Below are 25,893 nucleotides of genomic sequence, written 5' to 3'. Positions count from 1 at the left end.
CCAACCCCCGCCGGGACAGGCGTACGCTCATACCGGGGCAGGGTCGGCGGGGGTGCCGTGGCCGAACGGCGGCCGCGTCCGGTGCCTGTTCCGAGGGCGAGGTGGCGTACGGTCCGCGGGCTCCGCCGTACGCGCGCGGCCCTCGTGTCCGCGGGGTGCATGACCGCAGCGGTGAAGACGTGTCTCCTTCGAGTATCCATTCGTGGGCCGCGACTTGCACTCCGAGCGGGGCGGGATGCCGCGCTCCTCTGTCCGACGGTGGACCTTCTCCTGCGGTCGTCGAGTGGCCCTGCCGTGGGCGCTGGTACGGAGAGGGGTATTCGTACCCGTCAGGCGTCGGCCCCGTCCGCTCCGTACCGGAGGCCGTCGAGGAGCAGGTCGAGGAGACGGTCGGCCCGTTCGCGCTGGTCGGGAGCGCTGGTGATCAGTGCGACACCGGCCAGGCTGAAGCCGACGTCGAGGGGATCGACGTCGGGGCGTACCAGACCGGCTTCCGCTCCGGCATGCATCAGCGTGGTGAGCGCGGTGCCCAGCTTGTCGAGGGTTTCGGCGAAGGGGTCCGCGCCGGATGCGACCGCGGCCCGCAGTGCGTCCGCCATGCCCTGCTTGGCAGCCACGTAGTCGATGAAACGGTCCATCCAGAGACGGAGTGCCCGGTCCGGCGCATGATCGGCGAGGAGCGTCGTGGCGCTGTCGCAGACCCGCGCCAGTTCGTTGCGGTAGGCCGCCTCGACCAGTGCCTCACGGGTGGGGAAGTGACGGTAGAGCGTGGCCGAGCCGACGCCCGCGGCCTTGGCGATCGTGTCGATCGCCACATCGGGGCCCTTCTCGGAGAAGGCGCGCACGGCTGCTTCGAGGATCCGCTCGCGGTTGCGGCGGGCATCGGCACGCAACACGCTCGGCTTGCTGGTCAAGTTTGTTCCCTTCGTCGGGGGACCAGTCTACTGGACAACCGGGGAGTTCCCCGTTTACCTTGAGGGCGTAAGCGGGGAACTCCCCGGTTACGGGTTTCCGCCCGTCGTGTCCCCCTGCAAGGAAGACCCCCTCCATGACCTCCCCGAAGACGGTTCTGATCACCGGTACGTCCTCCGGTATCGGCCTGGCCGCCGCCATCGACGCCGCCCGTGCGGGCTGGACGACCATCGCCACCATGCGCGACACCGGCAAGGCCGAGGCCCTGCTCAGGGCTGCCGCCGATGCGGGTGTGTCGGACCGCGTCCAGGTCAAGCGCCTGGATGTGACCGACTCCGCCGGTATCGCCGGCTGCGTGGACGAGGTCGTCGCCGAGCACGGCCGCCTCGACGCGCTGATCAACAACGCCGGTGCCGCCCAGGTCGGCACCATCGAGCAGAGCAGCCTCGACGATGTCCGCGCGGCCATGGAGGTCAACTTCTTCGGCGTGGTCGCGGCGACCAAGGCGGCCCTGCCGCATCTGCGGGCGTCCAAAGGCCGGGTGATCACCGTCACCAGCGTCGGCGGCGTCGTCGGCCAGCCCTTCAACGAGGCGTACTGCGCGGCCAAGTTCGCGGTCGAGGGCTTCATGCAGTCCCTCGCCCCCGTCGCCGCCACCGTGGGTGTCGGTGTCACCGTGGTCGAGCCCGGCGCGGTGGCCAGCGATTTCGTCGCCAATCTCGGCCTGGACATCCCCGGGCAACTGGCCGCCGCCGGGCCCTACGGACCGGCGCTGGAGGCCTACCTCAACCGCACCAGCCAGTCGTTCGCGGGCGCCCAGACCCCCGCCGAGGCGGCCGCCCCGATCATCGAGGCACTGACCGCCACCCACCCGCCCCACCGCATGCAGACCTCGCCGTGGGCCCGCGATTTCGTCGCCACCACCCTCACCGACCTCGACGGCTCCGCCGTCCAGAACCTCACCGGTACCTGGGTGCGCTGAGCGCTTGGCGGGACTCCCGTACGTATGGCCCATCCCACCCGTCCCATCCACCCCTCACGCACCACGGGCACGACCCGAAAACAGCAAGGAAGATCACCATGGAACTCCGCACCCTCGGCACCCAGGGCCTGACCGTCTCCGTAGAAGGACTCGGCTGCATGGGCATGAGCGCCTTCTACGGCCACACCGACGAGGCCGAGTCCCTCGCCACCATCCACCGTGCACTGGAACTGGGTGTGACTCTGCTGGACACGGCCGAGAGCTACGGCCCGTTCCTCAACGAGAAGCTCCTCGGCAAGGCTCTCGCGGGCCGCCGTGACCAGGCCGTCCTCGCCACCAAGACCGGAATCGAGTTCACCGACGACGGGACGCTCCAGGGCCAGAACGGAAGCCCCGCCTACATCCGCCACTCCCTCGACCGTTCCCTGCGCCACCTGGGCACCGATCACGTCGACCTGTACTACCTGCACCGGGTCGACCCCCAGGTACCGATCGAGGAGACCGTCGGAGCGATGAGCGAGCTGGTGGACGCCGGCAAGGTCCGTTACATCGGCCTGTGCGAGGTCGCCCCCCAGACCATCCGCCGGGCCCACTCCGTCCACCCGATCACGGCGGTCCAGACCGAGTACTCGCTCTTCGAGCGCGGCATCGAGGACGACGGGGGCATGGCCACCCTGAACGAGCTCGGGATCGGCCTCGTCGCCTACTCTCCGCTCGGGCGCGGGTTCCTCTCCGGCGCGATCACCAGCCCGGACGACTTCGCCGCCGACGACTTCCGTCGCACCGACCCGCGCTTCCAGGGCGAGAACTTCGACCGCAACCTGGCCGTCGTCGACCAGGTCCGCCGCATCGCCGCCGCCAAGCAGGTCTCGCCGTCCCAGCTGGCCCTGGCCTGGGCACTTCGTCAGGGCGCGGTCGCCATCCCCGGCACCAAGCGCCGCCGCTACCTGGAGGAGAACGTCGCCGCCACCACGGTGACGATCACCGACGAGGAGCTGGCCGCCATCGACGCGGTCGCCCCGCGCGGCGTCGTCTCCGGCGACCGCTACGCCCCTGAGCTGATGCAGACCCTCAACGGCTGAGCGCGGCACGCAAGTTACCCGTCCGGGGCTACCCACCGGCTCACCTCTACGGGCCGACGGCATGCGATCAGCCGACCCGGAGAGCCAAGCGCCGGGACGGGCTCACCGGATGCGGTGCTCAGAGCCCAGTGACGTTCGAGTCCGCTCCGCCGGTTCAGGAGGCAGGGGGAGACAGGGCGGTAACCCGTTCGGACTGCTCCTCGACGCGTGTTCGCGGCAGAGCTCCTAGGGTCGAAGCGACCTCTCGGGGAATCGTGAGGAGGCTCTTGTGGATCGTCGTGCCGCCGCAGCTTGCATAGTGCTGGCTTTCGCTTCCTGTGCTCCCTTGTCCGGGGCCGCCTACGCCCAGACGGATCTGGACTGCAGGGACTTCAGCTTCCAGGAGGACGCGCAAGCCGTCTTCGACAGGGACCGCAGTGATCCCAACCGGCTGGATGAGGACCAGGGCCCCGACGACGGGATCGCCTGTGAGGCGTTGCCCAGAAGGGGCACCGCTCTCCCCACGCGGGCGCCTGTCGTCCCGAGCGCACTGCCCAGTCGCGGTGCCCAGGGCGGGATGGGGGGTGCTTCGGGGACCGGGCCCGGCGGGCTGGAGATCGGCGCGGGCGTGGGGCTGGTAGCTGGTGCCGCCGGTATCGGTTACATCGTTCTGAAGCGACGACGCGAAGCCTGAGCGAGCTTCGTCCGCGCGGTGTCAGCATCGAGGCCCTGACCGACGAGCTCGCCTATGCGCGCAGGACTAGAGGGCATTCTCTTGCACGGATTCCCGCGATTCCGGCCGCTGATCCGGGCCGTCGGCCCGGGCGGCGGCGCTCAGCGCTGCCTCGACCCGGCGGTTGCTGGTCATGGTCGTCGTGACGGCGGTCATGGTGAGGAGGAGGCCGGCCGCGGTGTAGAGCGGGGTGCGTACGTCGTACGTGGTGGCGAGCCAGCCCCCGAGGAAGGCGCCGAACGGGGCGGCGCACATGGCGAGCATGCGGGAGGTGGAGGCGACCCGGCCCATCAGGTGGGCGGGGACGATCGCCTGTCGCAAAGAGGGTCCGAGCACCATCGTGGCGCCCATGCCCGCTCCGCAGACGGCGAGCGCGAGGCCGGCGACGTACGGGTTCGGGGCGGCGGCGAGGCCCAGGATGGCGAGTCCCTCGACTGCGGCCGTGCAGGTCAGCGCGGTTCCGGTGCCGAGCCGTCGGCCGAGGAAGGAGGCGATGCCCGCGCCGAGCAGACCGCCGGTGGCCTCCGCCGTGAGGAGCAGGCCGAAGCCGAAGGTGTCGATGCCGAGACGATCGTGCGCGAAGAGGGCGAGCACCGTCTCCACGGCCAGGAACGCGATGTTCCCGACCGCCGGACGCAGCGCGAGCCCGAGCAGCAACCGGTCACGGAACACGTACGAGGCGCCGGCCCGCGCCTGCCGCAGTAGCGACTCACGGGCTTGCGGCACGGGCCGGGGCAGGGCGGGCAGCGACCGTACGAGCAGGGCGGAGAGCGCGAACGACACCGCGTCGGCCAGCAGCGGGACCGCCCGTCCGAGCGCGAGCAGGGCACTGCCCGTCGGCGGCCCCGCGAAGCCGGACGCGGCGGTCTGGGCGCCGCGCAGACGGGAGTTGGCGCGCTCAAGGAGTGCGGGGTCGCGGCCGAGCAGATCCGGCAGATAGGCCGTGGCGGCCGTGTCGAAGAAGAGCCCGCCGAGGCCGAGCAGGAAGGCGACGGCCGCGAGCAGCGCAATGCTCAGTACGTCGAGCGCGGCCGCTGCCGCCGGTATCGCGAGCAGCACCGTACGTGCCGCGTCGGTGACCCACATCGTGCGCCGACGGTCCCAGCGGTCCACCAGCGCACCACCCAGCACCCCGAAGAGCAGCCACGGCAGCGTTCCGGCGGCCGTGACGACGGCGAGCGCCATCGGGTCCCGTGTCAACGTCAGGGCGAGCAGCGGCAGCGCGGCGTGCGACACTCCGTCGCCGAGCGAGGAAACCGTCTGCGCGGTCCACAACCGCCCGAAGCCTGTGGGCAACTTCCGTGCATCCCACATCACTTGGCGTCCCCCTCGGTCTGAACTCGCGATGCCGGGTGGAACAGGGCGAAGACGAGCGACGTGTCCGGCAGTGCGGGGTCGGACAGCTCTCGGTACTCGTCCGCCAGCGCCTGAAGCCGCGCCCCCAGCTCCGCGAACTGCTCATCGGTGAGCCGCAGATGGGCCATTCGTACGTGCCGTTCGCTCTCCGCCGGCGCCGCTTCCAGGTCGGCCACCGCATGCCGCATCAGCACATCCGGTCCACCTTCGCCCGGATCCGGCAGCACGATCGACCGCGCGGCCATCGCGTAGTACCGCTCGGTGACCCCGCGGACCTTCCGCGTACGTACCACCTTCACCAGCCCGGCCCGTTCGAGCAGCCGTACGTGGTAGCTGGAACTCCCCTTCGCCAGGCCCACGCGCTCGGCGATCTGCGTGATCGTCGCGGGCTCGAAGCGGAGCAAGGCCATGATCCGGTGGCGGGTGAGGTTGGAGACGGCGCGCAGCTGGTCGTCAGTGGTGACGTGGAACGCCTCGGGAAGATCATCGGTAGGCATGGGCCCAATGGTCAATGGTTCTTGACCATTGTGCAAGGGAATTCCCGAGGGAGTCGTGTGACTTGGTTCAGGGGGCGCAGAGCGCTCGACGGCCCGGCGAGGCTGGCCGGCCCCGCGACCGTGGGCGAAGCCGCGTCGGCCGATCGCGGCCTGGGCCTTGATTCCGCGCTTGCGCAGCAGGGCGATACGTGCGACGCACCGGCCCCGCAGAGGGGGCAGCGGAACGCTGCATTTCCCTCTCTGCGGGGCCGGTGCACCCTTGCTGGTGCGGGGTTATTCGCGTATTCACGTGCGCGGGACAGTGCGAGCCTGTGTGCGCGCTCACCACCGTACGGCTGCCACGGGATCAACCGGCGCCGACCTGAGCAGCGTTCGCCCAGCCCAAGGAGTTACGGCGACGGCCGCCACCCCATGGAGACGTGAGGCAGGATCAGAAGAAGGTCTGGAAGCGGGTGGAGTCGCTGCGCAGGGGCAGGGCATGGGCCGCTTCGAACGGGTCGGTGGTGCTGTTGCGCCCGGAGTACAGGGCGGAGCCGGAGGAGCCGATGGCGTAGAGATCGGCCACGCCCTTGCCGTTCCTGCCCGCCGGGATGATGTGCGTGTACTTCTGCCAGCCGCCGCCGACCTCGCGGCGGGCGGTGAAGGTGCCGTCGCCCTTGCCCAGGTAGAGCCAGAGGACACCGTCCTTGTCGCGGGCGAGGAGGTCGCCGCCGGAGGCGCCGGCGATGTTGCCCGGCGCGGTGAGGAGGTTGTAGACCTGCCAGCCGCCGCCGATCTTCTGACGGGCCTTGAAGGGGGTGGTGGCATCGCCGGTGGAGGCGTAGAACCACAGCACGCCGGCCTGGTCGGTGGCGAGGAGATCACCCCGGCCGTCGCCGTTCAGGTCCGACCCACCGGTGATCTGCGTGTAGATGTTCCAGCCGCCGCCTATCTTCGTGCGGGGCAGGAGCTTCTGGTGGTCGCTCTGGTGGAGCCACAGCACACCGTCACGGTCCCGGCCGACGACGTCGTCCGCTGCTGAACCCGCCAGGTTTCCGGGGGAGGCCATCAGCGTGTACGTGTTCCAGCCGGTGCCCAGCACGTCCGGCTTCGGGTCGTGGACGACCGGCGGGCAGCCCTCGTCGTTGCAGTCGGGGCTGTTGCCCATGGCGCGCAGGTGGCTGAGGTCGTACGCGCCCAGGTTGCCCGAGCTGTCGCGGACAAGGGCGTCCGCCTGCGCGTTGTCATTGAAGTCGCGTGGCGCGGTGCCGCGTTCGACCGTGGTGGTACCGGTCTTCACGGCGGAGGGGCCGACGCCGGACGCCGGGCGGGCGGTCATCTTCCAGGTGTACTCGCCGTTGTAGGCACCGACCACCTGGTCGAAGTAGCCCTTCCAGTTGATGTAGGTGTCGTAATAGCTCCACAGTGACACCGTGCGGCCGGTGGCCACGTGGGTCAGGTCGAGCGAGACGCCCAGGTCCGGCTGGTTGGTCTCCCAGGTCACGCGCTTGTCGGTGCCGTCGAAGTGGAAGACGCTCGGAACGTTCGCCCCCTTCAGGATCATTTCCAGGGGGTTCTGCCCGTCGCCGATCATGGTGGCCACGGGGGTGCCGCTCGCGTCGAGCGAGATGCGGAACAGCCCCTGGCCCTGCGCGAAGGTGCCGCCGGACACGAGCAGGGTCCCGTCGCCGGCCGGGGCCACATGACTCGCGAGGTCGAGGAGCGGCACCTTCCGGCCGTCCTTCAGCGACTTCAGGACGATCGGCTTGTTCGGGTAGGTGACCCCGTCGACGACGACCTTGTCGTTGCCCGTGATCGCCAGCCAGTCGCCGCCGAGGGCGATCTGCGCGTGGTAGGGGAGGGTCTGGGCCTGCTTGGTCTTCCGGTCCACGATTCTGGTCTGGCCGGTTTCCGACTCCCAGAGCACGCGGTCGGGCGTGACCTGTGCGAAGCCGCTGTAACGGTCGAGGTCGTACGTCTCGACGGTGGCGGCCGTGGCCACGTCCACCAGGGCGAGATGGAAGGCGCCGTCCGTCGCCGAGGTCTGCACGGCAACGGTCCCGGGCGTCGAGCCATAAGGCGACCCCCAGGGCACACCGGCCGGCATCCCCGTCACCTTGCGGTCGACGACCTCGCCGCCGGGCGCCCGGCTCACCAGGTGGAGGTCCTGGGTGGCCGGGTCGACCATCACGAGCGTCGAGCCGTTGACCTCGCGCAGTTTGTAGGGGATGTCGATGACGACCGGGTCGCCGCCCTTGGCCATGTCGTGGATGGTGTGGCGGGTTCCTTCGCTCGCCACGACGATGTCGGCTCCGGCCGCGCCCTGGTAGGTGACGGCCGGGCTCTTCGGGAAGGGGGTGACGGCACCGTCCGCGTACCGCGTCCAGGCGACGTCGTCCGTACGGACGGCGAGGAACCCGCTGGGCCCTGCGGTCGCGAGGACACTGTTGACGAACGGGAAAGTCGCGTCCTGGGCGCCCTGTTGCGCGGCTGCGGCGGCGTGGGCGGGAGCCGGCGTCGCGGCGTCGGCCGGACCGTTGAGCGTGACGGCCGCGGTGGCGGCCAGGGCGACGGCGACGGCGGCACCGAGCCGCGAGCGAGGGGTGCGAACGCGAGCGCGTGACATGGAATGAGCCTCCTCGTGAGGGATGCGCGTGTCCGGGCGGAGAACGCGACATCCACCAAGACCTCTGAGGAGACTGGACGGTTGTACACCCTATGCAACTAATTATCCGGAACAGGGGCTTTGTGCTTAGTGGTTGAACGCCCCACTCGGAACAACGAAGCCGGGCGGTACGTACTTAATCCAGTGCGCTCCCACCTCTTCGACGCCTGGGGCTGGCCGCGCGGTTGCAGGGGAGCGACTCGACTTCCGTGCGGCCACACCTGGGTGGGCTGTGCTTCCGGCGGCCGGGCACCGAGCAGCCCCGGCCCACCTGCGGCCAAGGCTCAGCCGAGGCCGCGATGGGCGGCCCACAGCGTTCCGGCGCGGGTGGCCGCGTCCGCGACCAGAGCTGCCAGTTCTGATTGGTCGGGGACGGGGAACGAGACGTATGCGCCCCGACCACCGCCGACGGGTCGGCCATAGGCCTTAACGGCGAGGTGACCGTCCGGGAGAAGCCGGATGTTGAGTGTGGTGAGTTGGAAGGTTTCACCCCGTCGCGTGTCCGTCCAGCGGAGCGCCTGCGGGATGGTGACGTTGACCGCCAGAGCACTCACTTCCAGATTGCCGCTCATGGACGGATGATCCCACGCGAGACGAGGCGACCGCACAGATTGCCCCGGGGCCTGCAACTCGAACTCCGTGCGGGTGTTGGTAAGCGGCGCGTGCACCTGCCCGTGCCATCAGACCTGAACGTGCACCCCAAGGGCTCGCAGTAGCCGGACCGCTGCGACCCGTTGGTGGCGCGGACGGTCCTGGGCCAGGAGCCGGCAGAGCATCTCCTGCGGTATGTGGTCGGCGCACGGCAGCAGGGCGGCGGTCGCCTGCCGGACCACGGCCGCCGACGGGTCGTCCAGGAGCGGTCGTACGTCGTCGGCGCGCACCGCGTCCAGGGCCCGCAGTCCGGCCACCGCGCAGGCACGCACCGCGGCCGCCGGGTGTGCGAGGAGGGCCCGGACCAGGTCCACGTCCTCGCGCGCCCCGCACTCGCCGAGGCCCACCACAGCGGGGGGCTGTGCCTCGGGGTCGGCGCACAGTGCGCGGTACAGCGGCACGGGGTCGATGCTCCCCTGCCGCAGCACCCAGCGGGCGCACGCTCGTACGACGGCGGAGCGATCGCCGAGGTACGGCTCGGCATCGGCGTGCCGTCCGGTCCGGCGCAGTGCCGTCACCCCCGCCGACCTGATCCGGGACTGGCGGGAGCCGAGCAGCGGCACCACGACCTCGGTGAAACGGTTTGAACTGCCCTCGCCGAGTGTGGCCACGGCCGCTTCGGCACACAGGTCCTGCACGGCGACGTCTCGGTGCCGAGCGGCGGTCTGAGCGAGCCGCTCGGCGGGGAGCAGTCGTCGCTCGACGGCGACGCGGTACGCCAGGCGGGCCGTGGCCCGGTCACCGCTGCCGAGCAGTGCCTCGGTTTGTGTGGCCGGCCCCGTACGCAACGCCTCCGTCAGCCGCTCCTGGGCGAATCCGCCTCGTCGGCGGCGACCGACCCGCAGGGTCAGCGCGGCGTGCGCGGCAAGCCGGTGCGGGGGCGTCTCGGCCAGGAGTGCACGGGCACGTTCTCGTACGGGCTCGGCCCAGTCCGCGCAGCGGATGATGACCAGCGCGAGCAGCGCGGGGTGGTCATCGGTGTGGTCCAGGGCGGTCGCGCGGATGCGGCCGTCGGGGTGGCAAAGGGCGAGGGCGAGTTCGGTCTCACCGGGCTTCCGGCGCCATGTGACGGTGGGCAGCGACGCGCCCGGATCCCACCTCAGCCGCCGCCCGGACAGCGACGCCTTCGAATGGAACAGCTCCGGCCGCTGCCAGGCCAGTTGGCGCACCCAGAAGTCGAGACCGATCCAGGAATCCGGGTCCGTCACATCGAGCGCCCGGTCCAGAGCAACCCCGGCGGCAAGCCGCCTGACGGCCTCGTACGACTCGTCTCCGCTGGTCAGCATGGGTAGAGCCTAATCGGTGCCCGGCATGACGGGCGGAGGGTCGCCGAAGTCTCGTTCGGGCGGCGCGCCCACAGAGAGATCAACCGGGCGCTCTTGGCGCCTTGTGCTGTTCCTCTTACGGCAGGAGGTAACGATCATATGATCAGTCAAGAAGGCTGGAGTAGATCCCGCCCTGGGCCGCTCGGAGGATGGCTGCGATGCGCCACAGTGCTGGCGGTAGCAGTCGGCGCGGTGTTGCCTTCGGCAGGGTTGAGCGACGCGGCGCCTGTCACACCCGGACATGTCGTGTACCGCTCGCCACCGCACGAGGCCGGACACGAGGTCATCGTCGACGGGGACCGTATCTCGACGGACACCATCCGTCGCGTCCTCGCGGGCAACGATCTGACCTTCACCTTGCCTGCGAGAACTTCCCAGAAACTCGCCTACGCCCGCCGAGGGGCCCTGGAACACCTCAACGAGGGTAACCAGCGGGTCTACGGCTGGAACCAGGCACTGGGCCCCCTGCACCATGCCTCTCTCACCCCGGAGCAGCAGGTCGCATTCCAGAAGAATGTGCTGCGCTCACACGCGTCCGGTGTGGGCAAACCCGTCCCGGAACGGGTAACCCGGCTCGCGCTGCTGCTGCGGGCGAACACCATGGCCCGCGGGCACATGGGGGTGCGCCCCGAGCTCGTCCAGCGAATCCTCAGCTTCCTCAATGCGGGGGTCACTCCCGTGATTCCCCGCACCGGGCCGCTGGGCACCGGGGACCTGCAACCGATGGCGGAGGCCGGGCTCGTTCTCACGGGGGACCGGGCCACCCGGAACACCCGTGCCTGGTACCAGGGGAGGAGGATGCCCGCGCATCAGGCGGTACGTGACGCGGGCCTGGGCGCCGAATTCGCCCTGGAATCGGGTGAAGCCCTGCCGTTGATCAGCGGAAACAGCGTACTCACCGCCCGCTATGCCCATGACGTCGTGCGAGCCGCTGGGCTGCTGAACCACACGGAGAAGGCATTCGCCCTGTTCATGGAAGCGACCCGGGCAGAAGCCGGCTCTCTGGACGCCCGTACACACGCGGAGCGCAAGTTTCCCGAGCAGGCCAACGTGGCCAGGCGCATCAGAGAACTCGTCCACGGCAGCACCTGGATGACGGAAGAGGGCCGTCAGGCCTATGAAGCCCACCCCGAGACCCTGGGCAGCCATACGCCCCGGGTCCAGGACGCGGTGTCCGTGCGCGCCGCTCCCCACATCATCGCGACCGCCCGGCAGACCATCAACGAGGCCTGGGCCATCATCACCAGCGAGGCGAACGCGTCGACGTCCAACCCTCTGCTCTTCTGCGACCGCTCCCAATCCCGCCCCCGTTCCCCTTCTCCTTCCCGCCCCCGTTTCCGCTCCTGTGAGTTCGTCATGGGTGGCAACTGGGACGGCACACGCATCGGCCACGCCATCGACACGCTCAATGCCCAGATGACCGACGTGGCGCTGCTCCTGCACGCGTTGGGGGAGCGGCTGATGGGCAGGGAGTGGAGTTACGGCCTCACACCCAACTTGGTGGGAGTGTGGAGCGACGAGGACAAGGCGGGGCTGAACTCCGGGATGGTGCAGGTCGAGACCGTGGCCGCGGCCGTCATTCCTGAGATGCAGACCCGCGCTGCCCCTTCAGGCGTGCTCAGCCGTCCCGTCAAGGTGGGGCAGGAGGACCACAACCCGATGGCCGTGGCGTCCGTGCAGAACCTCGACGACAATCTCGAACGCTTCGAGAAGGTTCTCGCGGTCACCTTGATGATGACCGCGCAAGGTGTCGACATCGTCCAGCAGATGAACCCGGCCAAGGGCGGCGACCCCTACATGAAGGGCTTGCCGATGGCGGAGAGGACCGAAGCCATCCATCGGGAGATCCGCCGGGTGGTACCGCGAGTGACCAAGGACGAGTGGTTGGCTCCGCACTTGATGAACATGATTGCCTGGGTGCACTCCGCAACCGAGGGGAACGAGGGGCGTACTGGTGGGATTTGTTGTGGGGCTCGCGGCCATAGGCGGACGGACACCATCAGGACCGGAGATGGCCTCGCCCCAGGCCCCGGCGGATCGCCATCTCCACGGGTGAGTACGCGCCGTCGGCCCGCTCCAGTTCGTACGGGGCCGTCGGCATCAGCGGTGGCTGCGCCATGAAGCGTGGCCGCGTCCCGTGGTGGGGCTGTGCCGCGTGCACCAGGAACGGGTGGCAGAGGAAGACGTCCCCGGGGGAACCGGTGGCGAGGGCGAGCGGCCGGTGGGCGGATGCCGCTGCGAGGTCCGGCGCGATGGCCAGGACGCTCGCGCCGTTCTCCCCGTACGGCTCCAGCACCTTCGGTACGTCGAGGTGGGAGCCGACTCGGATCCGGGTCGGGGCATCCTCTTCCCCCACCTCGCTGAAGAGGAACAGCATCAGTAGCGCGCGGCCGCGTGAGCGGAGGTTGGTGAAGGGCCACGTCTCACCCTCCACCGCGTAGCTGCCCTCGATGTGCCAGCCCGCGTCGTCGGGCTCCTCCTCGTGCGGGAAGCGCAGCGGGAAGGTGCCGAGCGAGTAGCGCGGCTCCCAGCGCCCGGCGCCGACCAGGAGGTCGTACGCCCGGTGCAGATCGGGGGAGTTGGGTGCGGCGGCGAACGGTCCCTGTGCCATACCGCCCACCCAGTGCACGGGCCGCGTCCAGGTCTTCGGGTCGTCCGGGTCGCAACCCGTCTCCCCCCACAGCAGCCGCGCGCAACTCGCGGCCACGCGGGGCGCGACGGCGCCCTCCAGCTTGACGAAACCGTCGCGGAGGAAGCGGGATACCAGGGTCGTGTCGTCCATGCCTCCATCGTCCGGGGCCGCACGCCCCGGTGACCCGACACCCGCCGCACCGCTTTTCTCGGGTCCGGCATACGCGGCCGCGTCTGGTTCAATCGATGGTCGGGATCTTGGAGGCGATCGTGCTGGAGCGGCTCAACCAGGCCATGGAGCAGATCGAACGGCAGCTCGACAGCTCGGTCGACGTAGGCGAGCTGGCGCGGGTCGCGGCCACCTCGGAGTATCACCTGCGGCGGATGTTCTCGGCGCTGGCGGGGATGCCGCTGTCGGAGTACATCAGGCGTCGGAGGCTGACCGTGGCGGGCGCGGAGGTCCTGGCCGGTGAGCGGACATTGCTGGAGATCGCGGTGCGGTACGGATACGGCTCGGGCGAGGCATTCGCGCGGGCGTTCCGCGCGATGCACGGCGTCGGGCCCGGCGAGGCGCGGCGCACCGGCGCGGCGCTCAGCTCCCAGCCCCGTATGAGCTTCCGCCTCATCGTCGAGGGGAGCAGCAGCATGCGCTACCGCCTCGTGCACAAGCCGCCGTTCAGCGTCGTCGGCGCGAAGACCCGGGTGCCTCTCGTGCACTCGGGGCCGAACCAGGCGATCATCGATTTCGTCCGCAGGACCAGCAGCGGCCAGTCGAGGGAATCGTTGGAGAAACTGTCCGACCAGGAACCGCACGGCATCCTCGCCATCTGCGACGACCTCGATCCCAGCCGGGCGGAGGGTACCGAGCTCGACTACTACCACGGGGTCGTCACCTCGGCGTCGGCGCCGCAGGGCATGGCCACGCTCCCCGTACCGGCCGGGACATGGGCGGTCTTCACCACCTCCGGGCCGGCGCCGCAGGCGATCCAGACGCTGTGGCGGGATGTGTTCACCGAGTGGTTCCCGTCGAACCCGTACCGGAGCCGCCCCGGGCCGGAGATCCTTCGTACGCGGATGTCCACCGACGGCAGGGAGGCGGATGCCGAGCTGTGGCTGCCGGTGGAGCGGGAGGCCGATTGATCTACGGGTCCCTGCCTCGCCGTGTGCGCCGAGGTCGGTGTGCTGGTCCGGAGGAGGAAGCGGCGACCAGCCGGCCACCCGACCAGAGCGGCCGGCCTCGCCCGGTACGGTGCTCAACCGCATCCGGACGTAACCGCTGCCGGCCGGGGCCCAGGCGATTCCTGAATGGACGTCAGCCGTACATCGCCACGCGGAAAAGGGCTGCGAGCGCGTCGTCGATGGGATGGGGTTGCGGCCTGCCGGAGGCGTCGAGTCTGTTCCACCTCTGCATGTTCACCGCGACGGCCATCCCCCGACGGCCGTCGGCGCTGGTCATGGCGAGCGTTCCACCGCCCCAGACCGTGCCACCGTGGCCCCAGAAGGTGTCCTGGCCGGGGCTCTCTGTGGGGTGCAGGCCGAGGCCGTACTCGATCAACTTGCCCTCCTGGGAGACGACCGGGACAGTGCGCTGCATCTGGGCCAGCGACGACGGGCTGACGATGTCCCCGGCCAGCAGCTTGCCGTAGAAGCGGTTGAGGTCCGAGACGGTGGATATGAGGGAGGCCGACGGACCCACCCACGACATGTCGTAGACGCTGTAGTCGCGCGGCGGGTCGATCATGCCGAACCACGCCTCGTAGAGCTTCGAGTGCGGACCGGCGACATGCGGGCCGGTGGGGAACCCGGTGTCCCGGAGTCCGGCGCGCTCGATGACGTCGCGAGTGATGTACTGCTCGGCCGTGATGCCGGTCGCTTGTTCCAGAAGTTCGACGAGGAGCAGGTAGTTGGTGTTGGAGTACACGCCCGGTGTGCCGCCCGGGGTACCGACAGGAGGTGCGGCGACTCCCATCCCGATCAGTTCGACTGGGTCGAACCGCGTGTGCCGGTGGTCGTCCAGGCTCTCGGGCCCGGTGTCGGCGAGGACGGGGTAGGCCTTGAGGGAGGGGTAGGCGTACGGGAGGTACTCGGCCAGGCCGCTGGTGTGATTGATCAGCATCCGGACCGTGATCGCGTCACCGCGCTCTCCGGGAACCAGCTTCGGAAGGTACTGCCCGATCGGTGTGTCGAGCCCGATCCGGCCGGCCTCGGCCTGCTGCATCACCGCGGCGGCGGTGAAGGTCTTGGTGATGCTGCCGACGCGGTGGCGCATGTCGGCGGTGACGGGGCGACCGGTGGTGACATCGGCGACCCCCGCGGCGCCTCGCCACACCTGGTCGCCGTCTCTGACCTCGGCGAACAGGCCAGGCATCCCGGCGCGGTGGACGGCTTCCATGGCCGCGTCCAGCGCTGCGCAATCGAGTGCGTTCTTCATGTGTCATGCGTCCTTTCGTCTCTCCGGTGGGAGCGCCGTATCCGTCGCCCGATCCCGGACACAAGGGCACGAGTCGGCACACCGCCCCAGCTCCTGGGCTGCTTGGCGCGCTCGTGTCCTCATTATGCACGCGGTGCGTGCAACACCAAGTGCATAGGTTAGGGTCGAATCCGGTGAGAGGAGCGACATGGCAGCCCGTAGGCGTTGGTCGACCGAAGAGATCCTGGACGCGGCGACAGAGCTGCTGCGCACGAGCGACGCGGACTCGTTCAGCGTGCGCAAACTGGCCGCGGTCCTCGGGACCGACTCCTCCAGCCTCTACCGGCACTTCCGCAGCAAGACGGAACTGCTGCGCGCGGTCGCCGACCGGATCCTTCTCGCCGCCATGGACGGCCACCGCGCCGAGGGGGACTGGAAGCAGCGCATCACCGCCCTGGCCCTGCGCATACGGGATGCCTTCGGTCAGCAGCCCCAGCTCGCCGCGGTCTGGGGGCGTTACGCGTCGGGCGGCGCGGGATCCCGGCTGGTCATGGAAGAGGTACTGCAGGCGCTGCGCGCGTCCGGGCTGCGCGACGAGGAGATCCCGGTGCGCTACCACCGGATCGCGGTCCTGATCGCCGCGCTGATCACCTCCGAGGCCGGGGCGGGCGCGGTCACCCCGGAAGAGCACGAACAGGGCATGGAGCACTTCCGCGTGGCGGTGCTGGGCGCCGACCCCGAACGCTTCCCCGCCCTCGCCCACTTCGCCCGCGACGTCCGCCCGCTCGGGTCGGACCGCGGCGCCGCCTTCGAGGAGATCCTGGCCGCCCAACTCGCCCACATCGAGGGCGCGATCAACCCGGATTAGAAGCTTTCCGTACGGTCGTCGGGCGGGCCCCGCTGGCTGCCCCCGTCGGCGGAAGAGTGCCGGTGGCGTGGAGCCCGGCCCGGTGGATGGCCGTGGCTCGCTTTCCCGAAGCGGGTTTCGACGCGGCGTCCCGGAAAACGTCGGGCATAGATCCGGGTAGACGGGGTAAGCGGACGGGGCCGGCCGGGAAGGGGGGGACCTGGGGAGGTCGAACACGCCCTTCCCGGCCGTTGATTGCCCTGGACGGACGCGGCTCAGCTACAGCTATAGCTCCGTCTTGGGCGGTGAAGCCGTGTCGTCAGTGTGCTGCCGTCCCCGACAAGGTCGTCCGGCCGAGCGTGTGAGTTAGCCGGGCTCGGGATCGTCGTGGATGGTCAGTGTTCCCGCGAGGTCGAGTTCGGCATTGGTGCCGTGGGCCCCGGCGCGTACGAGCAGCACCGCGCCGAGCGCGGTGCTCCAGAACGTCCTGGCCTCCACATTGAGCGGTCGGCGGGCTTTCCACCCGCGCTCGTCGAGGAACCGGCTCACGAAGCGCTCGGATTGCCGGAAGAGCAACTGGAGGTGCCGGTCGATGACCGGCGCGAGTTCGGGCTTGGAGATCCCGGCCGCGAGCGCCCGGGCCACTGAGGGCAGCGAGGGCAGAGACAGCACGGCGCGGGCGATGTTGCGCCGGAATGCCGCCGCATCGGGGGCTTGGCGGCCGATGCGCTCTATGCGGCGGGTGTCGTGCAGCAAACCCAGGAAGGCGGCGTGCACGAGCAGCGAGTCCTTGGAGCCGAAGTGGTAGGTGACCTGGTTGGGGAAGACGCCGGCCGCCTTCGCGATCTCCGCGACGCTCACCTCGGCACCCGGCCGCTCCTCGCAGAGCCGGGCGGTGACCTCGATCAGCCGGCGCTTCGTCGCGCGACCACGCTCGAGCGCCTTGATCGGCGTTGCCTGTGCTCTGGACGGCTTCTTCTCCACCCCCGGATTGTATGTGATACAACAAGGTCCTGCCCGCTTGTATGGCATACAAGAAAGGTTGGAACGTATGCGAGGGACCGAAGTCGTCGTGACCGGACTCGGCGCGATCACCCCACTCGGCGGAGACGTCAAATCCACCTGGGAAGCCCTGCTCGCCGGTGAGTCCGGCATCCACGGCAACGCCCTGAGCGGCCACGACGACGTCGGCCTCCCCGAGGTCGTCGGTGGGACGATGGCGGTCGACCCCGCCACGTTGCTGCCGCCGGTACGGGCCAGGCGGCTCGACCGCTCGCAGCAGGCGGCCTTGGTCGCCGCGGCCGAGGCCTGGGCCGATGCCGGCTCCCCGGACGTGGACCCGGACCGACTGGCATCGGCGATCGGCACGGGCATCGGTGGCGTACAGACCCTGTTGAAGGAAGACGACGCCCTGGAGGCGAGCGGGACTCGGCGCGTCTCGCCGCGTACCGTTCCCATGCTCATGCCCAATGCCGCGGCGGCGCTGATCAGCATCGAATACGGTGCACGGGCCGGGTCCTACACCCCCGTCTCGGCGTGCTCTTCCGGTGCCGAGGCGATCGCCCTGGGAGCCCGGCTCATCCGGGGCGGCGAGGCGGACGTGGTCATCGCGGGCGGAACCGAGGCCGCGATCACCCCCATCACCGTCGCCGGCTTCGTCCAGGCACAAGCACTGTCCCGGCACACCGGCGAACCCGCCTCGGCGTCACGGCCGTTCGCCGTCGACCGCAGCGGATTCGTCCTCAGCGAAGGAGCCGCCGTCATGGTGCTCGAAAGCGCCGAGCATGCCAGAGCCCGTCACGCGCGGGTGCACGCGGTGCTCGCGGGCGCCGGTATCGCCGCCGACGCTCACCACATCACGGCACCCGCGCCCGACGGGTCGGGACAGATCTCCGCCATGCGCAAGGCCCTCGCCCAAGCCGGTCTGGCCCCCGAGTGGATCAGCCACGTCAACGCCCATGCCACCGGAACCTCGGTCGGTGACGTCGCCGAGGCGCACGCGATCCGGGAAGTCCTCGGTCGCGCCGCCGTCACCGCCCCCAAGGCGGCGCTCGGTCACCTCTTCGGCGCGGCCGGAGCGATCGAGGGACTCATCGCCGTCCTCAGCGTGGAGCACGGGGTCATACCGCCCACCCGCAACCTCACCGCGGCCGACGTCGATCCCGACATCGACCTCGACGTCGTCGCTGAGCGACGAGACACCCCTCAAGAGGCCGTGCTCAGCAACTCGTTCGGCTTCGGAGGACAGAACGTCTCCCTCATCTTCACCGAGACCGGCACCGGCTCTGCTCTCATGCCGGCCCCGTGAGCCGTCCGCTGCCATCCCCTCGGTGAACGCCCTGGTGGCGCGATTGCGGCGGTTGTCCGTCACGTTGGTCTATGTTCAGTTGCTTCGACATGATCGCCGTGCGGCGGCCGAACAGATGGAGCTGATTGTGGAACCGTCACTGCCCACCCATGCGCCCGACCGGATGGGCAGCACCATAGGTCTTTTCTGGGTCAACGGGGAGAGGGTGTACGTGGGTACGCCGCCCGCGGCGGGGGGACCGGGGGTGCTGCTCTCCCCGGTGGGGGTGCGGATCACCGGCCCCACTCCGCATGCCTGGCGGTGGTCGGCGGTGATGGATCTCCAGGTGCTGCACGTACCGGTCCGCTCCACGCTCGTGCGGTGGGCGGCACGCGGACTTTCCGTGGCCGCCGCGGCTCTTGACGCCTGGGTGCCCGGCAGCCCGGCGGAGATGACGGTCGCCGTCACCACGACGGAAGGGGAGAGCGTCGAGTCAACGGTGTACTCCGGTGCGGCGATCGCCTACACCCAGCGAGAAGTCGACCTCTCTTTGGGGCTGCTCGCCCGCTTCACACGCGGTGAGGCCTCGCCCGTAGCCCTGACGAACTGGTGGAATGAAACCCAGCCCGTCGAAGTCCTGCGCTCGCGGGAACGCGAGGCCGTGCTGGAGAGCTGGCTGGGCATGGCGTAACCGCCGCGTAGCGGTTCTGCCCGCCGCAGGATCCACCGAGGTGCCGATCCCGCCCCCGCTCGCCGTCGCCGTCGCCGTCGCCGTGGCCAGGGGGCGGGTGGCTGCCGCGCGGTTTGACCTGTGCGGCGCCCCCCCCGCGCCCGGCGGGACCTGGCAGGAGCGTTCCCGGGCGGCGGCCTCAGAATCCGCCTGGCGTGTCCGCCTCCTGAGCATCGATCAGCTCGTCCCAGTGGTCTCGCGTCCACTCACACGCCGCGTCCAAGGGGCCCAACAGGCCCAGGCCGAGCGGCGTCAAGGCGTACTCGACCCGGCGCTCCGCGCCCTCGTACTCCTTGCGGACGACGAAACCGTCCCGCTCAAGTCTGCGCAGGGACAGCGTCAACGACTTGGCCGTGATGCCACGCAGCGGCACTTTGAGCTCCGAGAAGCGGCGGGGGCCGCCCTGCAAGCACCGCAGGAGGAGCGGGGCCCACTTGTCGCCCACGCGGAACGGCACCAGCGGGGACGGACAGACGGGGTCGAACATCTCCGGGTCCAGCGGTCTGCGGTCGGCCTGCAACTTGGTCATGATCCACACCGTAGGGCGGTATCCGATCGGAAACCAGCCCCCGGCCTACGCTCTGGCCCATGGAAACGCAGAGCAGCAACATCCCCGTGACGTGCGGAGGGGGCGGCGGCCGGACGGCCGTCGCGCGGGTCATGGGGGTGTCCGCGGTATGACCGAGATCGTGCACGACAACCCGACCCCGTGGATCGCCGACCACATCCGCCGCTTCGAGGAGACCGGCGGCCACCCCCGCCCCGGGGTTGCCGACCTGCTTCTGACAACGCGGGGCCGCAAGTCCGGCCTGCTGCGCCGCACGGCACTGGCCTACGTCCGGGACGGGGACGCTTACGTCCTGACGGCGTCCAACGCGGGCGCGGACCGGCATCCCGCCTGGTACCTGAACCTGTTGAGCAACCCGGAAGTCACCCTCCAGGTCGGCTCGGCCACCTCCCCGGCGACGGCGCGGCCGGCCACGGCTGCGGAGTCCGCCCGTCTGTGGCCGGCGGTGATTGCCGCGATGCCTTCGTACGCGGCCTACCGCACCGCGACGGCCCGGGAGATCCCCCTGGTCATCGTCACCCCGACGGAAGCGGGGAGTGAGCGAGGCCTTGCGTAGGGGCGTAGAGGCGTAGAGACGTAGGGGCGGAGACGCGTAGAGGCCGGCTGAGAGTGTCCCGCCGCTCGCATCACACCCTGATCCGGAACGGCGGCGTGGGGCGGCCGGGCTGATGCGGCCCGGCCACCCCACGCCTTGGGGGAGCTATCTGCCGGGTTTCGGCAGTGAGCAAGTGGCCTGGGCTGTCTTGGTCGGGTCGCTCTCGGAGCGGGCGGTGAGGGTGACGGTCCCCTTGCGTTCGGCGCCTGCTTTGGTCGTGATGGCGACGTCGACGGGGACGGAGGTGCCGGCGGCCGTGGCGGTGAGGCGGTTGGGAAGCCAGGCCGACCAGCCGTGTGCCGAGGTCGCCGCGGTCAGCCGATAGATGTCGGAGGACAGGTGTGGCTGGTCGCGGGGGTCGGGCTGCCCGGTGTTGGCGAGGCGGAACGTGCACACGGCCCGGCCCGTGGCGGGTGCGCTTGTGACGGCACCCTTGGAGAGGGCGACCGCACGGACCTGTGGTCCGGATCCGTCCAAGGACTTGACGCCGATGTCGTAGGAGAGGACGCCGGTGGCGTCGCGTCGCACGTTGAGGACGTAGAAGTGCAACCGGTTGGCTTCGTCGATGTATTCGTACGAGCTGCCGGAGTCCGCCCCGGCGTGGAAGAGCGCGTCGCTGAGCTGCCGGTAGTCGCCCATCGTGATCTTCTGCGGGGTGCCGTCGGGGCGGACGAAGTCCACCAGGCCGATGTCTTCGGGGTGGGCGTCGATCACCCAGGCGAACGGTGCCCGGTCGGCGTTCTTGGTCTTGCTGAGGAGGACGCCGCTGTCGGGGGTGAAGGAGTCCATGCCCATGCGGTCGACGACCTCGACGGTGTAGTTGTCGTAACCACCGCCGTCGCACAGCGGGTCGGTGGACCGGTCGCAGGTGGGCGACAGGTCACGGGCCATGGTGATGTTGAGGCCGGTCAGCCCCTTGTCTCCGGGCGGGGCCGAGCGGGCGGTGACGCGGGCGACGACGGGGCCGGAGTCCTTGAGGGCGTCGCGGTCCAGGCGCAGGACGTTCCTCTCGTCGACCATGCCGAGTTTGAGCTTGTCGCGCAGGACATGCTGGGCCCCCATGGAGCCGCCCGCGGTGGCGGGTATCTGCCATCGGGTGTGCGGGCCGCCGGGACCGTTGAACGAGCCGCGCGAGAGCATGCCCCAGATGCCGGTGTAGGAACGGCTGAGCGGTGTCCCGTAGGGGTTGTTGTAGTTGTCGCCGATGCCCAGGATGTGGCTGAGTTCATGGGCGAAGGTGGCCATGCCGGAGCTCTCGGCCTGGGTGGAGGAGCCGTTGGCGGCGTTGGGCCAGATACGGGCGGCCGCCTGCCAGGACGTCCACGGCACATAGCGGGTGTGTGCCGCGTTTTGTCCGGAGGCGATGGGGGAGGGCGGTCCCCACGCGGCCGGTACGTCCTGGGCGGAGGCGAACTTCATCGGCCCGAACTCCTGCCAGGCGGAGGACTCGTCCACTCCGGCGGTGAGGTAGAAGACGAAGTCGAATTCCGCGGCTTTGCCGGCGCCCACGTCGGCGACCCAGGCCCGTTTGCCGTCGGCGCGGATGTCCTTGCCGCAGGTCGCGCCGACGGGGCAGGCGTCCGGGTTCATGCCGGGCTCGATGCCGTACTGATAGGACTTGCCCGGCATGCGGTAGGCGCCGAACGCGGTCAGCCCGACGCCGAAGCGGCCGCCGGAATCCTCCATCCAGTACTCGTTGATGGTGTGACCGTGGTTGAGCGGGCCGGGCTTGTTGAGGAAGTCCTCGTAGAACCTGGGCAGTTGGGCGCGGGGAATGCCGGACGCGCTGGGCAGGGGATTGCCGAATTTGGCGGCCCCGGCGGACTTGGTGACCGAGAACTCCTCGTCGGCGTAGTCCAGCAGTACGAGAGCCCCTTTGAACTTGCGCCGCGTGGGCTGGCGGTTGGGGTTGGCCCAGTCCGTGCCCGGGACGGAGCGGTATTCGGCCCAGGTCATGTCGTCGGGGTTGCGCCAGTGCTGAGGGTCGAGCGGCCGGACGAGGGGCGGGCGCCACGGCGCGGCATCGGGCGTCGCCCGGGCGGGCCCGGCCGCGACGGCCGCGACGACGCCGAGGAGCAGGATGACGACATTGAGCCGACGCAGTCGGCGTGGGGGGTGGAGGCGTCTGCGGTGCACGTACATGGCTCACCTCTTGCCTGGAGTCATCGAGGTCACGGGGTGCGTGAATGACAAGCCGAAAATGGCGCGGCCATGACAAAAGCAGTGAACTGGGGATGGGTGCGTCCCCCGTGTCACGGTAGAGCTGTGGGCAGGCGTGACGCCAGGGTGCCTGCGCGGCCCCGGGCCGGAGGCATGCCGCAGTGGCTGGAACACCACCTGTCGGGATCGGCCTTCGCGCGAGGCGCGAGGCGAGCTCGGTAGTTGACCTCAAGGTCAAAAACAGCGCTATGATCGTGGCATGGGCAGGCCGAAGCAGTTTGATCCGGACGTGGCGGTGGAGCGCGCGATGGGCGTGTTCTGGCGCAAGGGGTACGCGGCGACGACGCCTCAGGACCTCGTCGACGAGATCGGCATCGGTAAGGGAAGCCTGTACAACACCTTCGGCAGCAAGCACGCGTTGTTCGAACGGGCGCTGGCGCGCTACCGCGACTCGCAGGCCGCTTGGCTGGAGGAGCTCCTCGATCATCCCGGTTCGGCGAAGGACCGGCTGCGCGGCGCCCTGGAAGCCCTGGTCGAGCTCGACCTGGGCGACCGGGACCGACGCGGCTGCATGGCGGTCAACACCGCGACCGAGTTGGCCTCCTCGGACGCCGAGACGGCCGAAACGGTACGCAGGATGTTCGCGCGTACGGAGAGCGCGTTCCGGGCGACGGTCGAGGAAGGTCAGCGAGCCGGCGAGATCGACGGCGGACGCGACGCGACGGCGGTGGCCGCCTGGCTGCTCGCGACCGTGATCGGCATGCGCGTGCTGGCGAAGACCGCCGAGGATGCCACGCAGTTGAAGCGGGTCGTGGACGCGGTGATGCAGTCGCTCTGACCGGCCTGCCCGGGCGGTGGTTTTTTTGTGCACTTGTTTTGTACCTGTGGTTCAAAAATCTGCAAGGAGTCTGACATGGAACTCGATCTCGCCGGGAAGACAGCGGTCGTCACCGGGGCCGGCCGGGGCGTCGGTCTAGCGATCACCCGGCAGCTCGTCGCCGAGGGGGTCCGAGTGGTCGGTGCGGCCAGGACGATTACGGCCCAACTGAAGGAGACCGGCGCCCACCCCGTCGCGGTCGACCTGAGTACGCCGGAAGGCGCCGACGAACTGGGGACGCGGGCACTCGCGGAACTCGGCGCCGTGGACATCCTGGTCAACAACCTGGGCGGCGGCGACGCGTTCACCCTGGAAGGGTTCCTCGCGACCGATGACGCCTTGTGGGCGCGGAGCTTCGAAGTCAACCTGTTCGGCACGGTACGGGTCACCCGCCGCCTGCTGCCGAGCATCCTGGAGCGCCGTGGCTCGGTGGTGAACATCTCGTCGATGAGCGCGCGCCTGCCGGGCACGGGGCCGATCGAGTACGGTGCCGCGAAGGCGGCCCTCAACGCGTTCGGCAAGGCGTTGTCCGAAGAGTTCGGCCCTCAGGGCGTCCGGGTGAATACGGTCTCGCCCGGCCCCACACGTACCGGCATGTGGGAGGACGACGACAGCTTCGGCGCCCGCCTCGCCGAGGCGAACGGCGTCGGGCACCGCGACTTCGTGTCCGGGGTGCCCGCGGCGATGGGCATGGTCACCGGCCGCATGGTCGAACCGGAGGAGGTCGCGGCTGTCGTGGCGTTCCTCGCCTCGGACCGCGCGGCGAGCATGACCGGCGCCGACTACGTCGTAGAGGGCGGCGGCATCAAGACGGTGTGAGCCGCTTCCCGGTGGTGGCGTGTGTACGAGCCCGTCGGCCACTGATCCGGCAGCCTTACGCCACGGGTCAGCACGCGGTTTCGGTGCGTGCTGTCACCGTGACTGCCGGAAGCGGTGTCACTCGTATGGCTTTGAACGACAGGGTGACCTGTGGGGGCGTGGCGCGTTGAGGTGGGTGTCCTCGCTGTCCGGCGGGGGCGTGATCGGTCCTCGTCTGCCCAGGAGTATCACTGTGTCTTCGTTGAGGAAGCTGTCTGCCGCTGTTCTGGCCGCGGGTGCGGTGGTTGCTGGTGGTGCCTCGTGGGCTTTCGCTGACGCGGGCGCGCAGGGTGCGGCCGTGCATTCGCCCGGCGCGATCTCGGGGAACACGATTCAGGTTCCCGTGCACGTGCCGGTCAACGCGTGCGGCAACACCGTCAATGTGATCGGTCTGTTCAACCCGGCCTTCGCCAACACCTGCGTCAACGACTGACCACCTCGGGCACACACACTGCTCGGGCTTCAGATGCCCATCTTGCCGCGGCTGTCGTCGGCGAGGGAGGCCGGGTTCTGGGTGACAGGGTGAGCGGTGCCACCCGGTGACTGCTGCAATGCCCTGGCCTGGTTCACCATGTCCTGGGTGATCGGCGCGCCTACGCCCGCGGACACGATGGACTGGGCCAGGGGCGCGACGAGCGGGTGGACGGTGCTGTCGCTCTGAGCATCCGCGGCCATGAAAACTCCCTCCGGTGCCGACCCCGTGCGGGTCGACGTGGTGCTCCTGCCCTTCCCGGCTCGTTGCCGCTCAGCGGGTATTCCTGGAAGGTCCACCCGAACGGCGGGCGCCGGACGCGTAGGGCGATCCGGTGGCAGCGCCTGGCTCAGGAACTGTTCTCCCGTTCGGACGGGGATGCGTCGGCGTCTGCCGGGCCGGAACGGGGCTCGCGCGTGCAAGGCACCGCGCCCGGCCGCAGTCCGGCTGCCAGCAGAAGGAGCCAGAGGCCGACGCACAGGAGGTGCAGGCGCTGGGCCACGCCTTGGCCGCCCGGATGACCGAGCAGGGGGCCGACGGTGGCCAGGGCCGCCGCCATCGAGATCAACAGGAGCCACGGGCCCCATCGACGTATGGGGCTGCGGCCGGCCCCGTGCTGCCGTCGCGTGTCCGCGACGAACAGCGCCATCGACGCGAACAGCGCGAAATGCACCAGCCCACTGGTCGCGGTGTGCCAAGGATTGACCGGTTCGCAGCCGCCTCCGAGGGAGGGCGCACACCGTATCGGCACCATCACATCCAGAACCGAGAACCCACCGAAGGCCCCGATCGCCACCCACCCTGCCCGTGGCAGCGTCCGCGCGTCTTCCCGGTACATGAAGAGCGCGGCTGAGACCAGCAGAGCGTCACAGCTGAGCTCGATGCCGCTGAAGAGGATCCGGTACGGCTGATCGGCCGCGAATGCCTCGCTGACGTAGGAGTTGGCGGGGTCCAGCCCGGTGGGCACCAGGAACTCCAGGAGCCAGCCGTTGTACGCCACCGACGCGACGACCAGGAGCGCGAGGACGGCCCGACGCCGTCCAGCAGGGGGATCGGCTGCCGCGTCGGAACCAGCGGCAGCCGTGGGCCGACGGGGTCTCCCTTGCGGCTGGTCGGACGGTGGCTCACACGTCATGTACGTGCACTTCCCGCGGCCCGGCGTATGAACACGCTCTTCAGCCATATGGCCAGCGCGAACGGGGTATACCCATGGGCCTGATCCGTGGGGCCGACGCCACGCGCAGCCGACGCCACGGGGGCCGGCCGCCCATCCACGAACAGCCGAAACCGTTACTGG

23 protein-coding genes and 1 pseudogene are annotated in these 25,893 nt (G+C 69.9%); 11 read left to right on the top strand and 13 right to left on the bottom strand.

Annotated elements, in window-relative coordinates:
• Positions 1 to 329: 329 nt before the first annotated feature.
• Complete coding sequence (locus ABZ404_RS18795) at positions 330 to 914, bottom strand: TetR family transcriptional regulator (protein ID WP_358832597.1); 585 nt, start codon at positions 912 to 914, stop codon at positions 330 to 332.
• 134 nt (positions 915 to 1,048) lie between these two features.
• Here ABZ404_RS18795 and ABZ404_RS18790 point away from each other — a divergent pair, with 134 nt between their 5' ends.
• Both ABZ404_RS18790 and ABZ404_RS18785 read left to right on the top strand, forming a co-directional pair.
• Positions 1,049 to 1,894, top strand: coding sequence for an SDR family NAD(P)-dependent oxidoreductase (locus ABZ404_RS18790; RefSeq protein ID WP_358832596.1), 846 nt, complete (start codon positions 1,049 to 1,051; stop codon positions 1,892 to 1,894).
• 98 nt (positions 1,895 to 1,992) lie between these two features.
• A complete protein-coding gene (locus ABZ404_RS18785) occupies positions 1,993 to 2,976 on the top strand; it encodes an aldo/keto reductase (RefSeq protein WP_358832595.1) in 984 nt (327 codons plus the stop codon).
• 739 nt (positions 2,977 to 3,715) lie between these two features.
• Here the strand turns inward: ABZ404_RS18785 and ABZ404_RS18780 are convergent.
• The 5 genes from ABZ404_RS18780 to ABZ404_RS18760 all read right to left on the bottom strand — a co-directional run bounded on the left by ABZ404_RS18780 (position 3,716) and on the right by ABZ404_RS18760 (position 10,122).
• The gene (locus tag ABZ404_RS18780) at positions 3,716 to 4,984 is read right to left on the bottom strand and encodes an MFS transporter (protein WP_358832594.1); all 1,269 of its coding nucleotides are present in this window, start codon (positions 4,982 to 4,984) and stop codon (positions 3,716 to 3,718) included.
• A gap of 17 nt (positions 4,985 to 5,001) precedes the next feature.
• Entirely contained in the window at positions 5,002 to 5,541 is a 540-nt protein-coding gene (locus ABZ404_RS18775) for a winged helix-turn-helix domain-containing protein (protein ID WP_358832593.1), read from the bottom strand.
• A gap of 430 nt (positions 5,542 to 5,971) precedes the next feature.
• Entirely contained in the window at positions 5,972 to 8,146 is a 2,175-nt protein-coding gene (locus tag ABZ404_RS18770) for a hypothetical protein (RefSeq protein ID WP_358832592.1), read from the bottom strand.
• Between the two features lie 323 nt (positions 8,147 to 8,469).
• Positions 8,470 to 8,757: a hypothetical protein gene (locus ABZ404_RS18765; RefSeq protein ID WP_358832591.1), complete on the bottom strand. Its 288-nt coding sequence runs from the start codon at positions 8,755 to 8,757 to the stop codon at positions 8,470 to 8,472.
• 108 nt (positions 8,758 to 8,865) lie between these two features.
• Positions 8,866 to 10,122, bottom strand: coding sequence for a hypothetical protein (locus ABZ404_RS18760; protein ID WP_358990569.1), 1,257 nt, complete (start codon positions 10,120 to 10,122; stop codon positions 8,866 to 8,868).
• Between the two features lie 138 nt (positions 10,123 to 10,260).
• Here ABZ404_RS18760 and ABZ404_RS18755 point away from each other — a divergent pair.
• Positions 10,261 to 12,000 (top strand): annotated as a pseudogene (locus ABZ404_RS18755) (aromatic amino acid ammonia-lyase); the annotation flags it as partial.
• Positions 12,001 to 12,160: 160 nt separating this feature from the next.
• Here the strand turns inward: ABZ404_RS18755 and ABZ404_RS18750 are convergent.
• A complete protein-coding gene (locus tag ABZ404_RS18750; protein ID WP_358834089.1) occupies positions 12,161 to 12,943 on the bottom strand; it encodes a phytanoyl-CoA dioxygenase family protein in 783 nt (260 codons plus the stop codon).
• Between the two features lie 119 nt (positions 12,944 to 13,062).
• On the opposite strand from ABZ404_RS18750, the gene ABZ404_RS18745 reads away from it, so the two are divergent.
• Positions 13,063 to 13,932 carry an AraC family transcriptional regulator gene (locus tag ABZ404_RS18745; protein ID WP_358834091.1) on the top strand — a complete coding sequence of 290 codons (870 nt, stop codon included), beginning with the start codon at positions 13,063 to 13,065 and terminating at the stop codon, positions 13,930 to 13,932.
• Between the two features lie 172 nt (positions 13,933 to 14,104).
• Here ABZ404_RS18745 and ABZ404_RS18740 read toward each other — a convergent pair whose 3' ends face one another.
• On the bottom strand, positions 14,105 to 15,223 hold the full coding sequence (locus ABZ404_RS18740) for a serine hydrolase domain-containing protein (protein WP_358834088.1): 1,119 nt from the start codon (positions 15,221 to 15,223) through the stop codon (positions 14,105 to 14,107).
• Between the two features lie 187 nt (positions 15,224 to 15,410).
• On the opposite strand from ABZ404_RS18740, the gene ABZ404_RS18735 reads away from it, so the two are divergent.
• Positions 15,411 to 16,070: a TetR/AcrR family transcriptional regulator gene (locus ABZ404_RS18735; protein WP_358834087.1), complete on the top strand. Its 660-nt coding sequence runs from the start codon at positions 15,411 to 15,413 to the stop codon at positions 16,068 to 16,070.
• Positions 16,071 to 16,415: 345 nt separating this feature from the next.
• On the opposite strand, the gene ABZ404_RS18730 is transcribed toward ABZ404_RS18735, so the two are convergent.
• Positions 16,416 to 17,033 (bottom strand): TetR/AcrR family transcriptional regulator C-terminal domain-containing protein, encoded by a 618-nt coding sequence (locus ABZ404_RS18730; protein ID WP_358834086.1) that lies wholly within the window; start codon positions 17,031 to 17,033, stop codon positions 16,416 to 16,418.
• A 67-nt stretch (positions 17,034 to 17,100) separates the two neighbouring features.
• On the opposite strand from ABZ404_RS18730, the gene ABZ404_RS18725 reads away from it, so the two are divergent.
• Together ABZ404_RS18725 and ABZ404_RS18720 are read left to right on the top strand one after the other, a co-directional pair.
• On the top strand, positions 17,101 to 18,357 hold the full coding sequence (locus ABZ404_RS18725; protein WP_358834085.1) for a beta-ketoacyl-[acyl-carrier-protein] synthase family protein: 1,257 nt from the start codon (positions 17,101 to 17,103) through the stop codon (positions 18,355 to 18,357).
• Between the two features lie 22 nt (positions 18,358 to 18,379).
• Positions 18,380 to 19,027 carry a hypothetical protein gene (locus ABZ404_RS18720; protein WP_358834084.1) on the top strand — a complete coding sequence of 216 codons (648 nt, stop codon included), beginning with the start codon at positions 18,380 to 18,382 and terminating at the stop codon, positions 19,025 to 19,027.
• A gap of 178 nt (positions 19,028 to 19,205) precedes the next feature.
• On the opposite strand, the gene ABZ404_RS18715 is transcribed toward ABZ404_RS18720, so the two are convergent.
• The gene (locus ABZ404_RS18715) at positions 19,206 to 19,595 is read right to left on the bottom strand and encodes a helix-turn-helix domain-containing protein (RefSeq protein WP_358834083.1); all 390 of its coding nucleotides are present in this window, start codon (positions 19,593 to 19,595) and stop codon (positions 19,206 to 19,208) included.
• A gap of 148 nt (positions 19,596 to 19,743) precedes the next feature.
• On the opposite strand from ABZ404_RS18715, the gene ABZ404_RS18710 reads away from it, so the two are divergent.
• Positions 19,744 to 20,190: a nitroreductase family deazaflavin-dependent oxidoreductase gene (locus ABZ404_RS18710; protein ID WP_358834082.1), complete on the top strand. Its 447-nt coding sequence runs from the start codon at positions 19,744 to 19,746 to the stop codon at positions 20,188 to 20,190.
• A gap of 144 nt (positions 20,191 to 20,334) precedes the next feature.
• Here ABZ404_RS18710 and ABZ404_RS18705 read toward each other — a convergent pair whose 3' ends face one another.
• A complete protein-coding gene (locus tag ABZ404_RS18705) occupies positions 20,335 to 22,365 on the bottom strand; it encodes a M6 family metalloprotease domain-containing protein (RefSeq protein ID WP_358834081.1) in 2,031 nt (676 codons plus the stop codon).
• A gap of 283 nt (positions 22,366 to 22,648) precedes the next feature.
• On the opposite strand from ABZ404_RS18705, the gene ABZ404_RS18700 reads away from it, so the two are divergent.
• From ABZ404_RS18700 to ABZ404_RS18690, 3 genes are all read left to right on the top strand, one after another.
• Positions 22,649 to 23,227, top strand: coding sequence for a TetR/AcrR family transcriptional regulator (locus ABZ404_RS18700; RefSeq protein WP_358834080.1), 579 nt, complete (start codon positions 22,649 to 22,651; stop codon positions 23,225 to 23,227).
• Between the two features lie 75 nt (positions 23,228 to 23,302).
• Positions 23,303 to 24,085 (top strand): oxidoreductase, encoded by a 783-nt coding sequence (locus ABZ404_RS18695; RefSeq protein WP_358834079.1) that lies wholly within the window; start codon positions 23,303 to 23,305, stop codon positions 24,083 to 24,085.
• Positions 24,086 to 24,317: 232 nt separating this feature from the next.
• Positions 24,318 to 24,557 carry a chaplin gene (locus ABZ404_RS18690; protein ID WP_358834078.1) on the top strand — a complete coding sequence of 80 codons (240 nt, stop codon included), beginning with the start codon at positions 24,318 to 24,320 and terminating at the stop codon, positions 24,555 to 24,557.
• A 29-nt stretch (positions 24,558 to 24,586) separates the two neighbouring features.
• Here the strand turns inward: ABZ404_RS18690 and ABZ404_RS18685 are convergent, their stop codons facing one another.
• Together ABZ404_RS18685 and ABZ404_RS18680 are read right to left on the bottom strand one after the other, a co-directional pair.
• Positions 24,587 to 24,799: a hypothetical protein gene (locus ABZ404_RS18685; RefSeq protein WP_358834077.1), complete on the bottom strand. Its 213-nt coding sequence runs from the start codon at positions 24,797 to 24,799 to the stop codon at positions 24,587 to 24,589.
• A 146-nt stretch (positions 24,800 to 24,945) separates the two neighbouring features.
• Positions 24,946 to 25,596 carry a DUF998 domain-containing protein gene (locus ABZ404_RS18680; RefSeq protein WP_358834076.1) on the bottom strand — a complete coding sequence of 217 codons (651 nt, stop codon included), beginning with the start codon at positions 25,594 to 25,596 and terminating at the stop codon, positions 24,946 to 24,948.
• Positions 25,597 to 25,893: the final 297 nt, after the last annotated feature.

The sequence above is a fragment of the Streptomyces sp. NPDC005878 genome (assembly GCF_040629815.1).
Taxonomy (GTDB): Bacteria; Actinomycetota; Actinomycetes; order Streptomycetales; family Streptomycetaceae; genus Streptomyces.
The sequence above is the reverse complement of the archived record's forward strand: the minus strand, read 5'-3'. Positions and strand labels throughout refer to the sequence as shown.

What these genes read in the sequence shown, in the direction of transcription:
- ABZ404_RS18790 (WP_358832596.1), top strand. Translation starts at nt 1,049, where the DNA reads ATGACCTCCCCGAAGACGGTTCTGATCACCGGTACGTCCTCCGGTATC.
- ABZ404_RS18785 (WP_358832595.1), top strand. Translation starts at nt 1,993, where the DNA reads ATGGAACTCCGCACCCTCGGCACCCAGGGCCTGACCGTCTCCGTAGAA.
- ABZ404_RS18775 (WP_358832593.1), bottom strand. Translation starts at nt 5,541, where the DNA reads ATGCCTACCGATGATCTTCCCGAGGCGTTCCACGTCACCACTGACGAC.
- ABZ404_RS18770 (WP_358832592.1), bottom strand. Translation starts at nt 8,146, where the DNA reads ATGTCACGCGCTCGCGTTCGCACCCCTCGCTCGCGGCTCGGTGCCGCC.
- ABZ404_RS18765 (WP_358832591.1), bottom strand. Translation starts at nt 8,757, where the DNA reads ATGAGCGGCAATCTGGAAGTGAGTGCTCTGGCGGTCAACGTCACCATC.
- ABZ404_RS18760 (WP_358990569.1), bottom strand. Translation starts at nt 10,122, where the DNA reads ATGCTGACCAGCGGAGACGAGTCGTACGAGGCCGTCAGGCGGCTTGCC.
- ABZ404_RS18750 (WP_358834089.1), bottom strand. Translation starts at nt 12,943, where the DNA reads ATGGACGACACGACCCTGGTATCCCGCTTCCTCCGCGACGGTTTCGTC.
- ABZ404_RS18740 (WP_358834088.1), bottom strand. Translation starts at nt 15,223, where the DNA reads ATGAAGAACGCACTCGATTGCGCAGCGCTGGACGCGGCCATGGAAGCC.
- ABZ404_RS18735 (WP_358834087.1), top strand. Translation starts at nt 15,411, where the DNA reads ATGGCAGCCCGTAGGCGTTGGTCGACCGAAGAGATCCTGGACGCGGCG.
- ABZ404_RS18725 (WP_358834085.1), top strand. Translation starts at nt 17,101, where the DNA reads ATGCGAGGGACCGAAGTCGTCGTGACCGGACTCGGCGCGATCACCCCA.
- ABZ404_RS18715 (WP_358834083.1), bottom strand. Translation starts at nt 19,595, where the DNA reads ATGACCAAGTTGCAGGCCGACCGCAGACCGCTGGACCCGGAGATGTTC.
- ABZ404_RS18710 (WP_358834082.1), top strand. Translation starts at nt 19,744, where the DNA reads ATGACCGAGATCGTGCACGACAACCCGACCCCGTGGATCGCCGACCAC.
- ABZ404_RS18700 (WP_358834080.1), top strand. Translation starts at nt 22,649, where the DNA reads ATGGGCAGGCCGAAGCAGTTTGATCCGGACGTGGCGGTGGAGCGCGCG.
- ABZ404_RS18695 (WP_358834079.1), top strand. Translation starts at nt 23,303, where the DNA reads ATGGAACTCGATCTCGCCGGGAAGACAGCGGTCGTCACCGGGGCCGGC.
- ABZ404_RS18685 (WP_358834077.1), bottom strand. Translation starts at nt 24,799, where the DNA reads ATGGCCGCGGATGCTCAGAGCGACAGCACCGTCCACCCGCTCGTCGCG.